The organism is Nonomuraea sp. B208 (genome assembly GCF_057536035.1).
In genome coordinates this window covers 428,194-447,739 of sequence record NZ_BAAJOU010000010.1, presented here as the reverse complement: position 1 = coordinate 447,739, position 19,546 = coordinate 428,194, and the positions used below count along the sequence as shown (strand labels likewise).

Genomic DNA, 19,546 nt, shown 5'->3' with positions numbered 1-19,546 from the left:
GGCGTTCCCCGTGGCCGCCGGGTCCGCCGCGGCCGTCGCGGCGTCCGCCCTGCTCGCGCTCCGGCCAGCGGGCGACGACGGCTTCCCGACCGACCCCGTGGGCGTGCTCGCGTTGGCGGCGGCCTCCACCGGCACGGCCGTCGCCGCCGCCCGGCTCACGGCGGCGGGCGGCGGGCGGCGGGCGGCGGGCGGCGGGAGAGCCGGCCGGCTCGCGTCCTGGCTCTGCCTCGCCCTGCTGGCCTACCTCGTCCTGGCCGCGTGGGCGGTGCAGGCGGTCGCGGCCGACCACCCGACCGCCGCGGTCGCGGTCGCGCTGTGGAGTTCGGCGTGGATCCCGCCGCTCGCGCTCATGCAGCTCACCGCGTCGGCGGCGATCCGATGCCGGGGCGGGCGCCATGGACGCACCGGGGCCTCGTCCTGGCGGTCGCCGCGGTCACGGTCGCGAACACCCTGCTGACGACCCCCAGCGATCCGTTCACCGGCCTGCCGACCATCGCGCCGGAGTCCTGGCGGACGACGCTCGAACCGCTCGGCGCCTGGGACGGGACGGCTCGCCCGCATCCTGGTCCACGAGGAGCAGCCGGCTCCGGACGAACGTCCCCAGGCGGCGACGGTCCCCAGGTTGACCCCCCGCGAGTCGGAGGTGCTCGCCGTCCTCGCCGAGGGCGGCAGCAATGCCGGGATCGCGGCCCAGCTCGTCGTCTCCGAGCGCACGGTCGACGCCCATCTGCGCGCGATCTTCGTCAAGCTCGGGCTCAGGCAGGTGCCCGGGACGAACCGCCGCGTGCAGGCCGCACGCGTCTGGCTGGACCATGTGACCAGGCACGACACGAATGAGGTGTCAGCACTGATGCGGTGCTCGTCCCGGCGATCGTCGGCACCCAGCTCGCCATCGCGCTCGGCGTGCTGGTCGCGCTCGTCGGGACGCTGCTGTCGAGGACGATGCCGCGCGGGCTGTCGATCGCGGGGATCGGGTACGTCGTCGTGTTCGCGGGGCTGCCGGCGTTCAACCACGCGGTCACCGTGATCGGATATCTGCTGCAGGTCGCGCTCGTCGCCGCCATCGGCTGGTTCGGGCTCCGCGCCGCGCTCACCGGGTAGCTCCGAACAATTCCGGCACTTGCCGCATCCAACGTGACATGATCACGCTCCTGGTGGCGGCGCTGGCCCTCGGCCCCGTCCAGATCCCCGACAACTTCCTGCTGACCGAGAAGGCCGCCCGTGCCCCGCAGTCGGAGGACGACAGGGCCGAGAGCTGGTGGCGCATCAGCGACAAGACGAGCGCTCCCCTGACGATCAACCCCTGCGGCCGCAAACGCGTCTCGCCGGCCGGCCGCTCGGCCGTGCGCACCGTCGTCCACGGCACCAGCGCGCCCTCCCACTCCAGCGAGCAACTCCTCGTCCACCGGAGCGCCGGCGCCGCCAGAACCGCCCTGCGCACCCTCCTCGCCGACGCCCGCCGGTGCCGGACCCAGCCGGACGGAAAGCCGTACAGTTGGACCGGCGACGGCAGGACGCGCTGGGTCGTGAGCCCCACGCGGGTCGGCGATGAGGCCGCGCTGATGCACCTCATGATGTACGACAAGCTCAACAAGGAATGGACGCCCCTGCTGTCGGGCATCGTCGCCCGCAAGGGCCGCGCGCTGATGGTCTACACCGGCGACCAGGAGACCCTCGGCCGCTCCCGCGCCCGCGCCGTCAAGGCGCTGCGCAAGACCGCCGCCCGTATGGCGGCCAAGGTGTGCGCGCTGCCCTCGGTCTGCGCCTGAAGCCGCTCAGGCCCGGGGCATCGCCACCGCCTTGATCCGGGCGGCGGCCAGCACGGCCGCCAGCACCGCGAGAACACAGCAGAGGCCGAGCAGCCCGAGCACGGTCGCGACGGCGGCCAGTTCTACGGCAAGCGGCTGCGCAGGGAACGGAACAAGAAAACTGCCCGCTACCCCCTCTACCGGGCCTTTCCCCAGCTCCATGTGACCAGCAGAGCACAGCTCGCCGGGCTCGCCCTGACCTCTCCTGCAAGCAAGATCAAGCAGGTTCCAAGTCAGTAGCAAGCCGGGTCATTGATGCTGATCTGCGGAGGATAATGATCCTTTGCGAAGCGAGCAGATGACCCCACGGAGAAGACCCGCGCCGCGGACGCACGCGCCGACCACGCGCCGGTGAGCCGCCCGCGCGACCTCGCGCGCCCAGCGACGACCTCGCCCGGGCACGTTCGACCTTTGCTGCTGGAAAGAGGACACATGAACACGGATGTGACGGGCGCGAACCGTCCTCTCACCGACTCGCCCGGCCGCCTCCACGAGGCCGTGGAGGCGCAGTGCCGGCGTACGCCCGATCGTGTGGCCGTCGTCGCGGGCACGAGCCGGCTGACCTACGCCGAGGTCGACCGCATGGCCAACGGGGTCGCCGACGCCCTGGTCGCGAGGGGTGTCGGACGCGGCGACCTGGTCGGGATCTGCCTGAGCCGCGACGAGTGGCTGGTGCCCGCGCTGATCGGGGTGCTGAAGGCGGGGGCGGCGTACGTGCCGCTGGACCCGGCCTATCCGGCGGAGCGGTTACGGTTCATGGCCGAGGACTCCGGCGCGGGCGTGGTGGTCACCTCGGCGGCGCAGCGCGACACCGCGGCGTTGACCGGCGCCGGCACCGTGCTCGTCGACGACACGACGCCCGCGGCGCGCGGGCCCGAGGTGGCCGGCGAGCCGGGCGACGCCGCGTACGTCATCTACACCTCCGGCTCCACCGGCCGCCCCAAGGGCGTGGTCGTGGAGCACCGCAACACCCTCAACTTCGTGCGCTGGGAGGCGTCCGCCTACACGGCCGAGGAGCTGAGCGGCATGCTGGCCGGCTCCTCCATCTGCTTCGACGCCTCGATCACGCAGATCTTCACGCCGCTCTGCGCCGGCGGGACCGTGATCATGGCGGACAACGTGCTGTCGCTGCCGACGCTGCCGGCCCGCGACGAGGTGCGCACGGTCTTCGGTGTCCCGTCCGCGCTGTCGGTGCTGCTGCGCGAGCCGCTGCCGGACGGTGTGCGCATGATCCTGTCCGGCGGCGAGCGGCTGACCGCCGCCCTGGTCGCCCGCATGTACGCCAACCCGGGCGTACGCCGCGTGCTCAACATGTACGGCCCCACCGAGTGCACCACCGGCTGCACCATCCATGAGGTGAGCCGCGACTCCCAGGACGACCCGCCGCTGGGCGGGCCGATGGCGAACGCGCTGCTCAGCGTGCGCGACCCCGACGGCAGGCCGGTCGCCGACGGAGAAGTGGGCGAGCTGTGGATCGGCGGGCCCGGCGTGACCCGCGGCTACCTGGGCCACGAGTCGCAGGCGTTCCGCACCGAGCCGGACGGCACCCGCGTCTACCGCAGCGGCGACCTGGTCCGGTGGGTGGACGGCCTGCTGCGTTACGTGGGCCGCGCCGACGACCAGGTCAAGATCCGCGGCTACCGGGTGGAGCTGGGCGAGGTCGAGTCGGCGCTGGACCGCCACCCCGCCGTGCACCGCTCGGTCGTGCTGGCGGACACCGACGACGACGGCATCGCCTACCTCGCCGCCCACGTGGCGGCCTCCGGCGTGACCGAGCCCGAGCTGCGCGACTGGCTGCGTGACCGCCTGCCCGACCACCTGGTCCCGGCCAGGATCGGCGTGACCGCCGACCTGCCGATCGCCCCGATGGGCAAGGTGGACCGCGCGGCCCTGCCCAAGCTGCGCGCCGCCCGTACGGGGAGCGAGGCGCCGGTCGCGCCGCGGACAGACGACGAGCGTCAGGTGGCCGAGGTCATCGCGGACGTGCTGAACCTGCCGGAGGTGGGCGTGCACGACCGGTTCGCCGACCTCGGCGGGCACTCGCTGGCCGCCGCCCGGGTGGTGACCGAGCTGTCACGGCGGCTCGGGCACACCGTGCCGCTGGCGGCGTTCCTGACCGAGCCGACCGCGGCCGGCCTCGCGGCGCGCCTGCGTGAGCCGGGATCGGCGCCGGTGCGGCGGACCGGCGCGACCCGGCACCCGCTCACCGCCGCGCAACGCGAGTTCTGGACGCTGCGCCAGCTGCACCCGCACAGCCCGGTCACCACCGTGTCGGTACGGCTCCGCGTACGCGGCCTCGGCGGGAGTGCGCCGCTGCGCGCGGCGCTCGACGCGATCCTGCGCCGGCACGAGGCCCTGCGCAGCACGGTCTCGGTCGGCGAGGACGGCGTCCCGTACGCGGTCGTGCACCCGCCCGTCGCCGTCCCCCTGGTCGAGCACCCGGCGGGCGCCGACCCGGTGAAGGTGGCCAGGGCCGCCGCGGAGCACGTGTTCGACGTGACGAACGAGGTGCCGCTGCTGCGCGCGAGCCTGTGCCCGGCAGGGGACGACGTGGCCGAGCTGGTGCTCGTGACGGACCACCTCGCCTTTGACGGCGGTTCCGTCGGCGTGCTGATGGAGGAGCTGGCCGCCGAGCTGGCGGGTGAGCCCGTCGCCGAGCCGGCGGTGCAGCTCGGCGACGTGGCGGCGCGCGAGCAGGAGGGCCGGGCCGACCTCGCGCGGCTGCGGGAGTTCTGGCGCACCGAGCTGGAGGGGGCGCCGGTGGCGGGGCCGCCGCCCGGCGACCTGACGACCGGCCGGGTGATCAGGCCGCTGCCCGAGGAGTTCACGGACGGCGTGGCCGCGCTGGCCCGCGCGTGCGGCACGACCCCGTTCGCGGTGTACCTGGCCGCTCTCGCCCTGGCCGCCGGGGAGCCCGACACGCTGATCGGCATGGTCGCGGCGCGGCGCGCCGAGCCCGAGCTGGCCCGGATCGTCGGACCGCTGATCGACACGGTGCCGGTACGGCTGCGGACGGATGCCGCGCCGACCTTCCGCGACCTGGTCAGGCAGGCCGGGGAGGCCAGCACGCGGGCGCTGGTCCATCAGGAGGTCCCGCCCGCCGACCTGCCCCGCGCCCCGGTGCTGCTGGCCATGCAGCACGCCGAGGTGCCGGTGCGCGCCGGCTGCCTCGAACTGCTGACCGAGGTCGGCTCGGGCGCGGCGGTGCACGAGTTCAGCGTGCTCGTCAACCGGACGGCCGCCGGCGCCGAGCTGCACCTGGAGTACGCGGTCGCGCTGCTCGGCAGGGAGGCGGCCGAGGCGTACCTGGACCGGCTGCTGTGGCTGCTGCGGCGGGCGGTGGCCGAGCCGGACCTGGTGATCGCGGCGTTCGAGCCGGTCACCCCCGACGAGCGCGCCGCGCTGCTGGCCCGCGCGGCCGGGCCGCGGCTGCCCGACGACCTGCCGCCGGTGCCGGCGGCGCTCGCCTCGCACACGGCGGGCACGGCGGTGGTCGGCCCGGACGGCGTCACGCTGAGCCACGCCGAGCTGAACGACCGCGCCGACCGGATCGCGGCCGGGCTGCTGGCGCACGGGGTGTCGCGGGGCGACGTGGTCGGCGTCCGCGTGCCGCGCGATCACATGCTGCCCGCGGTGCTGCTGGGCGTGTGGCGGGCGGGGGCGGCGTATCTGCCGCTGGACCCGGACCACCCGGCCGAGCGGCTGCGCCTGCTGACCGAGGACGCGGGCGCCCGCGTGGTGCTCACGCGCGGCGAAACGCCCACGGAAGCAGGGCCGGTGGCGCTCGACGCGGACCGGCTCGCGGCGGGTCCGCGCGCGGACCTGCCGGAGGTCCGCGCCGACGACCTGGCGTACCTCACCTACACCTCCGGCTCCACCGGCGCCCCCAAGGGCGTCGAGGTCACCCACGGCGGCCTGGCCGCCCTCGTGGCGGGGATGATCTCGACGCTCCGTCTCGGCCCGGCCGACGTGCAGCCCGCGGTCGCGCCGCTGAGCTTCGACGCCTCGGCCTCCGAGCTGTGGAGCGTCCTGACCGCCGGCGGCACGTCGGTGGTGGTGGACCGGGCCACGGCCGCCGACGGGCACGCGCTGGCGGAGCTGATCACCACGAGCGGGGCCACGGTGATCGACCTGGTGCCGACCTCGTACCGGATGCTGGTCGCGGCCGGCTGGGCGGGCGGCCCGGCGCTGCGCGCCGTCGCCGGCGGCGAGGCTCTGGACCCGGCGCTGGCCGAGCAGATCCTGCTCCGCGTCGGCGAGCTGTGGAACGCCTACGGTCCCACCGAGACCACCGTCACCTCGACGCTGCACCGGGTGCGCGCCCACGAGGCCGACCGGGTGCCGATCGGGTCGCCGATGCCGGGCGAGCGGGCGTACGTGGTGGACGCGCGGCTGCGGCTGGTGCCGCCGGGCGCGGTCGGCGAGCTGCTGCTGGGCGGCGCCGGAGTGGCCCGCGGCTACCGGGGCCGCCCCGAGCTGACCGCGGCCGCCTTCGTGGCCGACCCGTTCACGCCGGGCGGCCGGTGCTACCGCACGGGCGACCTGGTGCGCTGGCGGCCGGACGGGACGCTGGAGTTCCACGGCCGCCGCGACCACCAGGTGAAGGTCCGCGGCTACCGGATCGAGCTGGGCGAGATCGAGGCCGTGCTGCGCGAGCTCGCCGACGCCGCGGTGACCGTGGCGGGCACGGACGCGCAAGCCCACCTGGTCGGCTACGTCGCGCCCGAGACGGCGGACCTGGCCGCGATCGAGCGGCACGCCCGGTCCCGGCTGCCCGGCCACATGGTGCCGCGCCGCTGGGTCGCCCTGCCGGCCCTGCCCACGCTGTCCAGCGGCAAGGTGGACCGGGCCGCGCTGCCCGAGCCGGACACCGGCCCCGACCCGGCGCGGGTCGCGCCGGCCACCGACGCCGAGCGCCTGGTGGCCGCCGTCTGGGCCGAGGTGCTCGAACGGCCCGAGGTCTGGGCCGGCGACGACTTCTTCGCCCTCGGCGGGGCCTCGTTCGCCGCGACCAGGGTGGCCGCCCGCCTGCGCGAGATGTTGCAGCTCGCCGTGCCCGTGCGGTTGCTGTTCGACCGCCCGGTGCTCGCCGACTTCGCCGCCGCGCTGGAGGAGCTGCTGGCCGCCGATCTGATGGAGGGGAACGAGGGATGACCGAAGTACGTGAGGACCGGATCGCCGAACTCGTCCGGTCCAGGCTCGCCGCCGCGCTGAAGCAGAACGAGAAGGCCGCCGCCCCCGGCATCCCGGCGACGTCGGCCACGGACATGCCGCTGTCGCCGGCGCAGCAGCGGCTGTGGTTCCTGGCCCAGCTCGAACCGGACACGCCCGCCTACAACGTGCCGCTGACGCTGCGGCTGCGCGGCCCGGTGGACGTCGCCGCCCTCACCGGCGCGGTGGCGGACCTGGCCGAGCGGCACTGGGTCCTGCGCGGCGTCATCGAGGACGGGCGGGTGCGTCCCGTCGCCGCCGTGCCGGTGCCCGTGGTGGACGTGGACCCGGCGGAGCTGGAGCGCGAGCTGACCGCGCACGCCTGGCGGCCGTTCCGGCTGGACGCCGAGCCGCCCCTGCGGGCCACGGTGTTCCGGCTCGCGGGCGACGCGTGCGTGCTCGCGCTCACCCTGCACCACATCGCCACCGACGCCTGGTCGGAACGCGTGCTGCTGGACGATCTCGCCCGCCTGTACGCCGCCCGCCTCGGCCTGGAGCCGCCGCCCGCTCCCGCCGCCCTGCAGTACGCGGACGTGGCCGCGTGGGAGGCCGGGCGGCCGGACACCGACCTCGACTGGTGGGCCGGGCACCTGGCGGGCCTGCCGCCGGTGCTCGACCTGCCGCTCGCCCGCCCGCGCCCGTCCGTGCCCGGATGGGAGGGCGCGGCGGTCCCGGTGGAGGTGCCCGCGCCGCTGGCCGCGAAGGTGCGCGCGGTGGCGGGGACGTCACCGTTCATGGTGTTCCTGGCCGGGTTGCAGGCGTTGCTGAGCCGCCTGTCCGGCGTCGAGGACGTCGCCATCGGGGTGCCGCACGCGGGCCGTCACCATCCCGACGCCGAGCGGGTCGTCGGCTGTTTCGTCAACACCCTGGTGGTGCGCGGCGACACCTCGGGCGACCCGACCGGCGCGGAGCTGCTGGCGCGGGCGCGCACGGCGGCGCTGGACGCGTACGCGCACGCCGGCACGCCGTTCGAGCGGATCGTGGAGCGGCTGCAGCCGGAGCGGAACCTCGCGGTCACGCCGCTGTTCCAGGTGATGCTCAACGTCTACGACACCGGCGCGCCGGTGTCGCTGCCAGGGCTGGAGGTCGAGACCGGGTCGCCGGAGGCGCCGACCGCGAAGTTCGACCTGAACCTGGAGCTCGGCGACGACGGCACCGGGTTCGCGGGCGAGCTGCGTTACCGTACGGACCTGTTCGACGAGGCCACCGTGCGCCGCCTCGCCGCCTGGTACCTGGAGCTGCTGGACGGCATGCTCACCGACCCGCACGCGCCGGTGCGGCTGCCGGCCGGCGACGACCTGCGCGGCCGGGACGCGGACCTGCCCGTGGACGTGCCGCTGCACACGCTGGTCGAGCGGGTGGCCGACGCCCGCCCGGACGCGGTCGCGGTCGGCTCGCTGACCTACGCGGACTCGCTGACCTACGCGGAGCTGGACCGCCGCGCCAACCAGGTGGCCCAGTGGCTGCTGGCGAGCGGGGTGCGGCCGGAGGAGCCGGTCGGCGTGCTGCTGGAGCGGCGGCCCGAGCTGGTGGTCGCCATGCTCGGCGTGCTCAAGGCGGGCGCGGCCTACCTGCCGCTCGACCCGGTCTATCCGGAGCGGCGCAACCAGGCGGTGGTGGCCGACGCAGGGGCGCGGTTCGTGCTCACGGACGCCGAGCTGGCCGCCGCCGCGGACGCCTCCGGCGTACGCCCCGGGGTGGCCGTGCGGCCGGAGCACCTGGCGTACGTGATCTACACCTCGGGCTCGACCGGGCGGCCGAAGGGGGTCGCGGTCGAGCACCGGCACATCACGCACTATCTCGGCGCGGTGGCCGAGGTGGTCCCCTCGGGGCTGACCTCGTACGCGCTGGTCTCCACCGCCGCCGCCGACCTGGGCATGACGAACGTGTGGTGCGCGCTGACCACGGGCGCCACCCTCCACCTGATCGACCACGAGACGGCCACCGACCCGGCCGCGTTCGCCGCCCGGCTGGCGGCGCACCCGGTGGACGCGATCAAGATGGTGCCCAGCCAGCTCGAACTCCTCGGCACGGCCGCGTTACCGGAGAAGCTGCTCATCCTCGCCGGTGAGGCGGTGCCGGCGGACCTGGTCGCGCGGGTCCGTGAGGCGCGGCCGGACCTGGAGGTGCAGATCCACTACGGCCCCACCGAGACCACGGTGTCGGTGCTGGCCTGCGACGCGAGCGAGAGCTCCCCCGGCCGGGCGCCGCTGGGCCGGCCGCTGGCCGACGTGGCGTGCCGGGTGGCCGACCCGTCCGGGCGGGCGCTGCCGCCCGGCGTGCCCGGCGAGTTGTGGATCGGCGGGCCCAGCGTGGCCCGCGGCTACCTGGGCCGCCCCGACCTCACCGCGGAACGCTTCACCGGCGGCTGGTACCGCACCGGCGACCGGGTCAGGGTGACCGGGGACGGGATCGTCGAGTTCCTGGGGCGGATCGACGACCAGGTGAAGGTGCGCGGCTTCCGCGTCGAGCTGGGCGAGGTCGCCGCGGCGCTGCGGGCTCTGCCGCAGGTCGCGGAGGCGTACGTGCAGCCGGTCGGCGCCGGCATGGAGCGGCGCCTGGCCGCCTGGGTGACCCCGGCGACGGTGGACGCGGCCGAGGTGCGGGCGGCGCTGCGCGAGCGGCTGCCCGACTACATGGTGCCGGCCGCCATCGGCGTGCTGGAGGCGCTGCCGCTCACCCCGAACGGCAAGGTGGACCGGGCCGCGCTGCCCGTGCCCGAGGCAGGGCCCGCGGTGCGGGTGCCGCTGGGCACTCCGGCGGAGCGCCTGGTGGGCGAGGTCTGGGCCGACGTGCTCGGCCTCGCGGAAGTGTGGGCGGACGACGACTTCTTCGCCCTCGGCGGGCACTCGTTCGCGGCGACCCGGGTGGCCGGGCGGCTGCGGGAGCGGCTGGGCGCGGCGGTGCCGGTGCGGCTGCTGTTCGAGCACCCGGTGCTGGCCGACCTGGCCGCCGCGCTCCCCCGCCCGGCCGAGGCCGCGCGGGTGCGGCGCGCGCCGGCGGACGGGCCGGTGCCGCTGTCCGGGGTGCAGGCCAGGCTGTGGTTCCTGGCGCAGCTCGAACCGAACAGCAGCGCCTACAACGTGCCGGTGGCGCTGCGGCTGCGTGGCCCGCTGCGGGCCGAGGCGCTGCTGGGCGCGGTACGCGACCTGGCCGAGCGGCACCACGTGCTGCGCGGCGTGATCGACGACTCCGGCCCCGAGCCGGTCATGGTGGTGCGGGACGCCGCCGAGGTGCCCGTGTCCACCGTGCACGTGGGCCGGTCGGAGGTCGAGGACGTGCTGGCCGCGCACCTGGCCACGCCGTTCGCGCTGGACCGCGAGCCGCCGATGCGGGCGGTGCTGCTCGCCGTCGACGATACTGCGGGCGAGCCCGGGACCGACGACGAGCACGTGCTCTCGCTCACCTTCCACCACATCGCCACCGACGCGTGGACGCGCGGCCTGCTGCTGTCGGAGCTGTCCGGCCTGTACGCCGCCCGCCTCGGCCTGCGCCCGCCGCTCGACCCGCCGCCCGCGCAGTACGCCGAGGTGTCGCCGGTCCCCGACCCGGCCGACCTGGACTGGTGGGCCGGGCACCTGGACGGCCTGCCGCCGGTGCTCGACCTGCCCACAGACCGGGCGCGCCCCGCGGTGCCCGACCCCGGCGGGGCCGCGCTCGACCTGGAGCTGCCGGCCGGGCTGAGCGAGCGCGTCAGGGCGGTGGCCGCCGCCTACCGGTCCACGCCGTTCATCGTGCTGCTGGCCGGGCTGCAGGCGCTGCTGGCCCGGCTGTCGGCGAGCGCGGACATCGCGGTCGGCGTGCCGGTCTCCGGCCGCGACCACCCCGACACCGAAGGCGTCGTGGGCTGCTTCCTCAACACCGTCGTCGTACGGACCGACGTGGGCGGCGACCCGACCGGGCGAGACCTGCTGGCCCGCGCGCGGGAGTCCGCGCTGGGCGCGCTCGCGCACGCGGGCACGCCGTTCGACCGGGTGGTGGACCGGCTGCGGCCGGAGCGGAACCTGGCGGCCACGCCGCTGTTCCAGGTGATGCTCAACTACATCTCCGGCGTGGCGCGGCCGGAGCTGGCCGGCCTGGAGGCGTCCGAGATCCACCTGCCGGAGCTGACCACCAAGTTCGACCTGAGCTGGCACGTCGTCGACGAGGGGCCGGGCGTGCCGCTGCGCGGCGGGCTCGCCTACCGGACCGACCTGTTCGAGCCGGGCACCGCGGCCAAGCTGACCCGCTGGTACACGGCGCTGCTCGACGGGCTGCTCGCCGACCTGGACGCGCCGGTGGGCGCGGTGCCGCTGGAGCCGGTGACCGGCCCGGTCGTGGCCGGCGGGCCGCCGCCCGAGCCGGCCGCCGGGGCGGTGCACCACCTGATCGAGCGCTGGGTGGACGAGACTCCCGGCGCCCCGGCCGTGGTGGGCGCCGACCGCGCCCTGACGTACGCGGAGCTGGAGTCGGCCGCCAACCGGATCGCGCACTGGCTGCTGGAGGCCGGGGTGGGCGCGGACGAGCCGGTCGGCGTGCTGCTGGAGCCGGGCGCGGACCTGGCGTGCGCGCTGTTCGGCATCCAGAAGTCGGGCGGCGGCTACCTGCCGATGGACCCGGCGTACCCGGCGGCGCGGATCGCCGCGATGCTGGAGGCCGCAGGGGTGCGGGCCGTGGTGACGGTGGGCGAGTTCGCGCACCTCATCGGGGACGGCAGGCGGGTGCTGACGCTCGACCGGCCGCCGTCCCTGCCGGACACCCGCCCCGAGGTCGACGTACGTCCCGAGCACCTGCACCACGTGATCTTCACGTCGGGGTCCACCGGCACGCCCAAGGCGGTGGCCGCCGAGCACGGCGGCGTGCTGAACTACCTGGGCGGCATGCTGCCGCGCATCGGCGTGCCCGGCGGGTCGTTCGCCGTGGTCTCCACGCCCGCCGCCGACTTCGGTCTGACCTGCGTGTTCGGCGCGCTGACCACGGGCGGGACGGTGCACCTGGTGCCGCGCGAGACCGCGATGGACCCGGCCGCGTTCGCCGGCTACCTCGCCGAGCACCAGGTGGACGTCGTCAAGTGCGTGCCGAGCCACCTGGAGCTGCTGGCCTCGGGCGGCGACCTGGCCGCCGTGCTGCCGCGCGAGCTGCTGATCCTGGCGGGCGAGGCGTGCCCGTGGGACCTGGTGGAGCGGGCCAGGGCCGCCCGGCCCGGGCTCAGGATCCAGAGCCACTACGGCCACACCGAGTCCACGATGATCTGCCTGGTGTGCGACACCGAGGAGATCCCCGCCGACCGGCGGACCGGCATCGTGCCGCTGGGCCGTCCGCTGCCCGGCGTGTACGGGCACCTGGTGGACGCCGCGCTGCGGCCGGTGCCGCCCGGCGTGCCCGGCGAGCTGGTGGTCGGCGGCCCCGGCGTCACCCGCGGCTACATCGGCCGGCCCGAGCTGACCGCCGAGCGGTTCGTCCCCGACCCGCTGACCGGGGAGGGACGCTGCTACCGCAGCGGCGACCTGCTGCGCGTCACCTCCGACGGGCGGATCGAGTTCCGCGGCCGGGTGGACGACCAGGTCAAGGTGCGCGGCTACCGCGTGGAGCTGGGCGAGGTCACCACCGCGCTGCGGGCGCTGCCGCAGGTCGCCGAGGCCGTGGTGCTGCCCGTCGGCGAGGGCAAGGCCAGGCAGCTCGCCGCGTGGGTGACGCCCGCGACCGTGGAGGCCGCGACCGTGCGCTCGGCGCTGCGCGAGCGGCTGCCCGACTACATGGTGCCGGCGCACGTCGTGGCGCTCGACCGGCTCCCGCTCAACCCGAACGGGAAGATCGACCGGGCCGCCCTGCCCGAGCCGGTGGCGGAGCAGGCCGCGTACGCGGCGCCCTCGACCCCGAACGAGGAACTGGTCGCCGGGGTCTTCGCCCAGGTGCTCGGCGTCGAGCGGGTGGGGGCGGGCGACGACTTCTTCGCCCTCGGCGGCGACTCGTTCGCCGCGGTGCGCGCGGTCAAGGAGATCGGCCGCGGCCTGCGGGTGATCGACCTGTTCACCCGGCCCGCCGTGGCCGAGCTGGCCGCGTTCCTCGGGCGCGAGGCCGGCGGCGGGCTGCTGCACCGCCTGGGCGGCGGCCGTACCAGCGAGTTCACGCTGGTGTGCGTGCCGTACGGCGGCGGGTCCGCGGCGGTGTACCAGCCGCTGGCCAAGGCGCTCGGCGACCGGGTGGAGGTGCTCTCGGCCGAACTGCCCGGCCACGACCCCGCCCGCCCCGACGAGCCGCCGCTGCCGCTGGAGGAGCTGGTGGACGTGCTGGCCGCCGAGGTGGCGGAGAGCGCGTCGGGCCCGGTCGCGATCTACGGCCACTGCGTGGGCTCGGCGCCCGCCGTCGCGCTCGCGCGCCGGCTGGAGGCGGACGGCGTGCCCGTGCTGGGCGTGATCGCCGCCGCGAGCTTCCCCGCGGCCCGGCTGCCCGGCGCGATCAGGCGGCTGTTCGGCGGCGACCGCTGGGTGTCGGACCGGATGTTCCGCGACGCGCTGCGCGCCTCGGGCGGGCTGCTCGACGACATGGACGAGGCCGCCAAGCGCACCGCCGTACGCGCCATGCGGCACGACGCCGACCAGGCGCAGGAGTGGTTCAGCCAGGAGCTGGCCGGCGAGGGGACGCCGCTGCGCGCCCCGATCCTCAGCCTGGTCGGCGAGCGCGACCGCGCCACCGAGCTGCACGAGGAGCGCTACGCCGAGTGGTCGGCGTTCGCGCCACGGGTGGAGCGGGCCGTGCTGCCCAGGGCCGGCCACTACTTCCTGCGCCACCAGGCCGAGCCGCTGGCCGCCCTCGTGCTGGAGCACCTGACCCGCTGGGCGGCCGGAACACTGCCGGAACCGGTGCGACCACCCGAACGTACGCGGCTGTGGCCCTTCTACACGGTCGCGAGCGGGCAGATCGTCTCGGCGCTGGGCACGGCGCTGAGCTCGTTCGCGCTCGGCGTGTGGGCCTACCAGCGCAGCGGCGAGATCCTGGACCTGGCGCTGGTCACGATGCTGGCGCAGATCCCGGCCGTGCTGCTCACCCCGCTGGGCGGCGCGCTGGCCGACCGGGTGGACCGGCGCAAGATCATGCTGGCCTGCGACGCGCTGTCCGGGCTCGCCATGGTGGCGCTGGTGCTGCTGCTGACCACCGGGGGGCTGGAGTTCTGGAACGTCTGCCTCATCGTGGGCGTGACCTCGGTCGTGTCGGCGTTCCAGCAGCCCGCCTGGCTGGCGGCGGTCGCGCAGCTGGTGCCGAAACCGTACCTGCCGCAGGCCAACGCGCTGGCGAACGTGGGCTTCGGCGTGGGCAACGTGGTCGCGCCGCTCGCGGGCGGCGCGCTGATCGGCCTGTTCGGGTTGTCGGCGGTGGTGGCCGTGGACGTGGCCACGTTCGCGGTCGGCGTCGTGACGCTGCTGCTGGTGCGCTTCCCCGACCGGCTGTTCCACCGGCGCGAGGAGACGTTCACGGCGGCGCTCACCGGCGGGTGGCGGTTCCTGCGCAGGCGGCGGCCGCTGCTGGTGATGGCGCTCTACTTCGCGGTGGTGAACTTCTGCACCGCGCTGATGTGGGTGCTCGTCACCCCGGTCGTGCTGTCCATCGGCGACTCGGCGGACCTGGGCGCGGTGACCGCCATCGGCGGTGTCGGCGCGGCCCTCGGCACCGGCGTGGTGCTGGTGTGGGGCGGCACCCGGCGGCGGGCCACCGGCATGATCGGCTTCGTGGCCGGGTCCGGGCTCGGCGTGATCCTCATGGGCGTGTGGCCGGTCGTGTGGCTGGTCGCGGCCGGGCTGTTCATCCGGCTGGCGTGCATGAGCATCGGCAACGCGCACTGGCTCTCGATCATCCAGGTCAAGGTGGGGCCGGAGCTGCAGGGGCGGGTGCTCGCGGTGAACATCATGATCGCCACGGCCATGCAGCCGATCGGCTTCCTCGCCGCCGATCCGCTGGCGGAGTGGGCCGGGCGGTTCACCGACGGTCCCGGCGGAGGCGCGGGGGCGGTGCTGCTGGCCAGCGGCGTGTTCCTGGTGGTGTGGGGACTGCTGGGGCTGCGGTACCGGCCGCTGCACCACCTGGAGGACCTCGTCCCCGACGCCGCGCCGCCGTCCGAGGCCGCGGCCGACCTGGACGCCATTCAGGAGAGGGTGCTGAGCGCGTGAACACGGAACTCGCAGTGAGCACGAGGCTCGTCACCGCCGCCGACATCCGGGCGGCGGGCGAGCGCATCGCCCCGTACGTGCGGCGCACGCCGCTGCTGCGGCTGCCCGGCGAACGGCTCTGGGTCAAGCCGGAGAACCGGCAGCCCACCCGCTCGTTCAAGGTGCGCGGCGCGGTCAACGCCGTGGTCCGGCTGGCCGGGCAGGGCGTACGGCACGTGATCGCGCAGTCGTCGGGCAACCACGCCCAGGCCATCGCCTACGCCGCCGCCGAACAGGGCATCCGGGCGACCGTCGTCCTGCCGGACACGGCGCCGGAGCTGAAGGTGAGCGCCGCGCGCCGGCTCGGCGCCGAGGTGGTGATCGTGCCGCCCGCCCTGCGGGAGGAGGCCTGCCTGGCGCTGGCCGAACGGTTCGGCGCGACGGTGATCGGCTCCGACGCGTTCGACGTCATCGCCGGGCACGGCAGCGCCGGGGCCGAGATCGGCCGGGACCTGCCGGACGCGGGGTCCGTCCTGGTGCCCGTCTGCAACGGCGGCCTGCTCGCCGGGGTCGCCGTGGCGGTCAAGGCCGCCGACCCGGCGATCCGGGTGATCGGCGTCGAGCCCGAGCTGGCCGCCGACGGTGCGGCCAGCTTCCGCTCCGGCACGCGGACGGCGTGGCCGGTGGAGCTGACCTACCGCACCCGGGCCGACGGCCTGCGCGGCCCGGTGCTGGGGGCCCTGGCGTGGGAGCACATCCACCGGTACGTGGACGACATGGTGACCGTGACCGAGGACGCCATCGACGCCGCCGCCGGCCTGCTCTGGCGGGAGCTGGGGGAACGCGCCGAGCCCAGCGGCGCGGTCACCACGGCCGCCTACCTCGCCCACCGGGCACACCTGCCGCCGGGGCCCGTGGTCGCGGTCCTCTCCGGCGGCAACGTCGCAACCGGCGCACCGACCGGGGAGGGGCCGATGGTGCGGCCGGCCGGCCGGATCCAGGAAGTCAGTTGACCCTGCCCTCGACGACAGTCACATGCCTGACGGCGTGTTCGTGCCCCACACGATCGCGCTGGCCACGAAGCCGTCCGAGACGGTCCATCGGCCGGTGAACTCGCCGACGGGGCCGGGAACCAGCAGCTTCGCGGTGAACGTGCCGGTGTCGTTGACGATGATCTCGGCCTCGTCGAAGCCCAGGTTGCGGTGGGTGAGCGGGTACCACGCCTTGAAGACCGACTCCTTCATGGTGAACAGCAGGCGGCCCCGTTCCTGGGCGTTCTCCGCCCAGGTGCGCTCCTGGGGCAGGGCGATGGCGTCCAGGACTCCGGGGGGCAGCGGCTCGCGTGGCTCGGCGTCCATGCCGATGCTGAGGACGTCCGGAGTGCGCGCCACCGCGGCCGCGCGGTAGCCGCGGCAGTGCGTGATGGTGCCCACCACGCCGTCGGGCCACAGCGGCTCGCCGCGTGGTCCGGTCAGGATCGGCGTTGGCGGCAGTCCGAGGCCGGCGAGGGCCGTACGGGCGCAGTGGCGTCCCGTGGTGAACTCGGTCCGCCGTGCCTCCACGGCCCGCGCGACCAGAGCCGCTTCCTCCGGGAACAGCGCCGCGTCCGGTGGGTCGGCGAAGACCTCGGCGGCGATCACGCCGGGCGGCATGAGGTCCTCTATCATGAGAAAGAACGATAAGTCGCGTCGAATGTGCTGAGGCTGGGCTGAAACGCCGCCCATGAACTCCGATCAGTGGCGGTCATTGTTCGCGTACCCTCCTGGCGGCACAGTTCCTCTAGCCGACATGAGGGACGATACGGAAGACCGCCACCGCCGGGACACCCCTAATGGTTAGGGGTTGGCCTGTTTCAGCACTCCCCGTAATGTCCGCCTGGCAGGCGTTGCCGATATTCATTTCACTGGCTTTTCACGGTGGGGGTTGTATGAGCAAGACCGCGCCGACTCCTGTGAGCCAGCTGCCGCAGGAAACCATGCGCGACAGGATCGCCGAACTCGAGCTGGTGCGGGACCGCATCATCCAGGGGCCGGATCCTGTGGCCACCGAGAAGCAGCACGCCGCGGGCAAGCTGACCGTACGGGAGCGCCTGGACGCCCTTCTCGACCCGGGATCGTTCGTCGAGGTCGAACCGTTCCGCAGGCACACCGCCACCGGCTTCGGGCTGGAGGCCCGGCGGCCGTACACCGACGGGGTCGTCGCCGGGTGGGGGAAGGTGCACGGGCAGGACGTCATGGTGTACGCCCACGACTTCCGCATCTTCGGCGGCGCGCTCGGCGCGGCCCACGCGGACAAGATCCACAAGGTCATGGATCTGGCCGCCTCCGCCAAGGTGCCGCTGATCGGCCTCAACGACGGGGCGGGAGCACGCATCCAGGAAGGGGTGACGGCGCTCGCCGGCTACGGCGGCATCTTCCGCAGGCACGTCCGCATGTCCGGCGTCGTCCCGCAGATCAGCGTCATGCTCGGACCCTGCGCGGGAGGCGCGGCCTACTCGCCCGCGCTCACCGACTTCGTCTTCATGGTGCAGGGCACGGCGCAGATGTTCATCACCGGACCCGACGTGGTGCGGGCCGTGACCGGCGAGGACATCAGCCGCGAGGCGCTGGGCGGCGCCGGGGTCCACGGCACCCGCTCGGGCGTGGCCGGCTTCGTCTACGACGACGAGCTGATGTGCCTGGAGGACGTACGCTTCCTGCTCTCCATGCTGCCGCCCAACAACCAGGAGCTGCCCCCGGTCGCCCCCAGCGCCGACCCGGTGAACCGCCCCAACGACCCGCTCGTGGACCTCGTCCCGAGCGACCCCGCGCAGAGCTACGACATGGCGGCCGTCATCGAGGAGATCGTCGACGACGGCCAGTTCTTCGAGTTCCACCAGGGCTGGGCGCCCAACCTCATCTGCGGGCTCGGCAGGCTCGGCGGTCACGTGATCGGGATCGTGGCCAACCAGCCGTCCCATCTGGCGGGCGTGCTGGACATCGCGGCCTCGGAGAAGGGCGCCCGCTTCATCCAGATGTGCGACGCCTTCAACATCCCGCTCGTCAGCCTGGTCGACGTCCCGGGCTTCCTGCCCGGCGCCGACCAGGAGCACGGCGGCGTCATCAGGCACGGGGCCAAGCTGCTGTACGCGTACTGCGCGGCCAGCGTCCCCCGCATCCAGGTCATCGTCCGCAAGGCGTACGGGGGCGCCTACATCGTGATGGACTCCCGCTCGATCGGCGCGGACATGTCCTTCGCGTGGCCCACGAACGAGATCGCGGTGATGGGCGCGGAAGGCGCGGCGAACGTCATCTTCCGCCGGGAGATCGCCTCCTCACCCGACCCTGAGCAGCAGCGGGTCACCCGGGTGGAGGAGTACCGCCGCGCGCTCATGCACCCCTACTACGCGGCCGAACGCGGCCTGGTGGACGACATCATCCACCCCCGCGACACCCGGGCGCGGCTGGGCCGGGCGCTCGAACTGCTGCGTGCCAAGCACGTGCCCCCGCCCTACCGCAAGCACGGAAACCCACCGATGTGAACGAGATCAAAGTGCTCGCCGGAGCGCCCACGGCCGAGGAGATCTGCGCGCTGATCTGCGCGCTCCGGCTGCGCGCCGCCGCCGCCCCGCCGCGCCCGGCCCGCCGTACGGCTCCCTGGATCCAGGCGGGGGACCTCCCGCGGCCCCCTGCGGCCGGACGGATGACAGTGTGAGGCGGAGCTACCGGTACGTGGGACCGGCCGAGCTGAAGGCCGCGGTCCGGCCCGGCAGCGGCGGCCGCCGGATCGGCTCGGCGGCCGATTTCGACGGCTGGGTCGCCGGGCGTTCCGCCGCCGAGCTGGCCGAGCCGTTCACCTTCGTGGTCGGCGCGGACGGCGTGCTGCTGCTGGCCCCGCGACGCAGCGAGCACGTGGCCTGCGCGGGCGGACGACCGGTCCTGAGCGCCGGCGAGATCGGCTTCGCCCGCGAGGCGGGCCGATGGGTCGTGGGCGACGTCAGCAACCATTCGACCGGGTACTGCCCGGACGTCAGCTCATGGCCGTCGGTCGCCCAGGCCCTCGATCGCGCAGGGGTCGGGCGTCCGTCCGGCTTCACCCACGAGGTGGTGTTCCGGCGCTGTCCCGGGTGCCAGGAGCACAACATCGTGCGCGAGGGCGACTTCGTCTGCGTCTTCTGCGGCGACGATCTGCCCGCGCAGTGGAACGTGGACCCGCTGACCGAGAGCGCCGGGTCGTAGCCACTCGTTCAACCGCCGGCGGCGCCGCGCGCCGGTCTGGTGAGCCCTGCTCATGAAAGGCGGCTCGAATGCCGCGAAATCCCCGCGTAAACCCGCTGGAAAGAGAGCGACTTATTGAACGCCACCATAGGCCGACCGGCCCCGACGTTAGGGGCGGCTAGGGGTACATCTGGGGCGCGGCCCCGGC

11 protein-coding genes and 1 pseudogene are annotated in these 19,546 nt (G+C 74.8%); 10 read left to right on the top strand and 2 right to left on the bottom strand.

Annotation, left to right across the window (positions count from 1 at the left end; genetic code table 11):
* Positions 1-10 precede the first annotated feature (10 nt).
* The 4 genes and pseudogenes from AC27IY_RS07375 (at position 11) to AC27IY_RS07360 (ending at position 1,769) form a co-directional block, all read left to right on the top strand.
* Entirely contained in the window at positions 11-457 is a 447-nt protein-coding gene (locus tag AC27IY_RS07375) for a hypothetical protein (RefSeq protein ID WP_449955126.1), read from the top strand.
* Between the two features lie 165 nt (positions 458-622).
* A pseudogene (locus AC27IY_RS07370) lies at positions 623-748 on the top strand (helix-turn-helix domain-containing protein); the annotation flags it as partial.
* 107 nt (positions 749-855) lie between these two features.
* Complete coding sequence (locus AC27IY_RS07365; RefSeq protein ID WP_449955249.1) at positions 856-1,101, top strand: hypothetical protein; 246 nt, start codon at positions 856-858, stop codon at positions 1,099-1,101.
* Between the two features lie 38 nt (positions 1,102-1,139).
* A complete protein-coding gene (locus tag AC27IY_RS07360) occupies positions 1,140-1,769 on the top strand; it encodes a hypothetical protein (protein WP_449955128.1) in 630 nt (209 codons plus the stop codon).
* A gap of 6 nt (positions 1,770-1,775) precedes the next feature.
* Here the strand turns inward: AC27IY_RS07360 and AC27IY_RS07355 are convergent, their stop codons facing one another.
* Complete coding sequence (locus AC27IY_RS07355; RefSeq protein WP_487177495.1) at positions 1,776-1,970, bottom strand: hypothetical protein; 195 nt, start codon at positions 1,968-1,970, stop codon at positions 1,776-1,778.
* A 270-nt stretch (positions 1,971-2,240) separates the two neighbouring features.
* Between AC27IY_RS07355 and AC27IY_RS07350 the strand changes: the two genes are divergently transcribed.
* Genes AC27IY_RS07350 through AC27IY_RS07340 form a run of 3 tightly spaced genes read left to right on the top strand, consistent with a single transcriptional unit; the run spans position 2,241 to position 16,155 of the window.
* Positions 2,241-6,962 (top strand): amino acid adenylation domain-containing protein, encoded by a 4,722-nt coding sequence (locus AC27IY_RS07350; protein ID WP_487177494.1) that lies wholly within the window; start codon positions 2,241-2,243, stop codon positions 6,960-6,962.
* A complete protein-coding gene (locus AC27IY_RS07345; protein WP_487177493.1) occupies positions 6,959-15,163 on the top strand; it encodes a non-ribosomal peptide synthetase/MFS transporter in 8,205 nt (2,734 codons plus the stop codon). Before AC27IY_RS07350 ends, AC27IY_RS07345 begins: the two co-directional genes overlap by 4 nt.
* Complete coding sequence (locus AC27IY_RS07340; RefSeq protein ID WP_487177492.1) at positions 15,160-16,155, top strand: threonine ammonia-lyase; 996 nt, start codon at positions 15,160-15,162, stop codon at positions 16,153-16,155. Before AC27IY_RS07345 ends, AC27IY_RS07340 begins: the two co-directional genes overlap by 4 nt.
* A gap of 18 nt (positions 16,156-16,173) precedes the next feature.
* On the opposite strand, the gene AC27IY_RS07335 is transcribed toward AC27IY_RS07340, so the two are convergent.
* The gene (locus tag AC27IY_RS07335) at positions 16,174-16,809 is read right to left on the bottom strand and encodes a 4'-phosphopantetheinyl transferase family protein (RefSeq protein WP_487177491.1); all 636 of its coding nucleotides are present in this window, start codon (positions 16,807-16,809) and stop codon (positions 16,174-16,176) included.
* A 260-nt stretch (positions 16,810-17,069) separates the two neighbouring features.
* Between AC27IY_RS07335 and AC27IY_RS07330 the strand changes: the two genes are divergently transcribed.
* From AC27IY_RS07330 to AC27IY_RS07320, 3 genes are read left to right on the top strand one after another with little or no spacing between them, the layout of a single operon-like run.
* Positions 17,070-18,662: an acyl-CoA carboxylase subunit beta gene (locus AC27IY_RS07330; protein WP_487177490.1), complete on the top strand. Its 1,593-nt coding sequence runs from the start codon at positions 17,070-17,072 to the stop codon at positions 18,660-18,662.
* Complete coding sequence (locus AC27IY_RS07325) at positions 18,659-18,835, top strand: acyl-CoA carboxylase epsilon subunit (RefSeq protein ID WP_423445979.1); 177 nt, start codon at positions 18,659-18,661, stop codon at positions 18,833-18,835. The genes AC27IY_RS07330 and AC27IY_RS07325 overlap by 4 nt, the downstream gene beginning before the upstream one ends.
* Positions 18,832-19,359: a hypothetical protein gene (locus tag AC27IY_RS07320; RefSeq protein WP_487177489.1), complete on the top strand. Its 528-nt coding sequence runs from the start codon at positions 18,832-18,834 to the stop codon at positions 19,357-19,359. The genes AC27IY_RS07325 and AC27IY_RS07320 overlap by 4 nt, the downstream gene beginning before the upstream one ends.
* The last annotated feature ends 187 nt before the right edge of the window (positions 19,360-19,546 follow it).

Coding starts and splice junctions, on each gene's coding strand:
- AC27IY_RS07360 (WP_449955128.1), top strand. CDS start 1,140: ATGATCACGCTCCTGGTGGCGGCGCTGGCCCTCGGCCCCGTCCAGATC.
- AC27IY_RS07355 (WP_487177495.1), bottom strand. CDS start 1,970: ATGGAGCTGGGGAAAGGCCCGGTAGAGGGGGTAGCGGGCAGTTTTCTT.
- AC27IY_RS07350 (WP_487177494.1), top strand. CDS start 2,241: ATGAACACGGATGTGACGGGCGCGAACCGTCCTCTCACCGACTCGCCC.
- AC27IY_RS07345 (WP_487177493.1), top strand. CDS start 6,959: ATGACCGAAGTACGTGAGGACCGGATCGCCGAACTCGTCCGGTCCAGG.
- AC27IY_RS07335 (WP_487177491.1), bottom strand. CDS start 16,809: ATGATAGAGGACCTCATGCCGCCCGGCGTGATCGCCGCCGAGGTCTTC.
- AC27IY_RS07330 (WP_487177490.1), top strand. CDS start 17,070: ATGAGCAAGACCGCGCCGACTCCTGTGAGCCAGCTGCCGCAGGAAACC.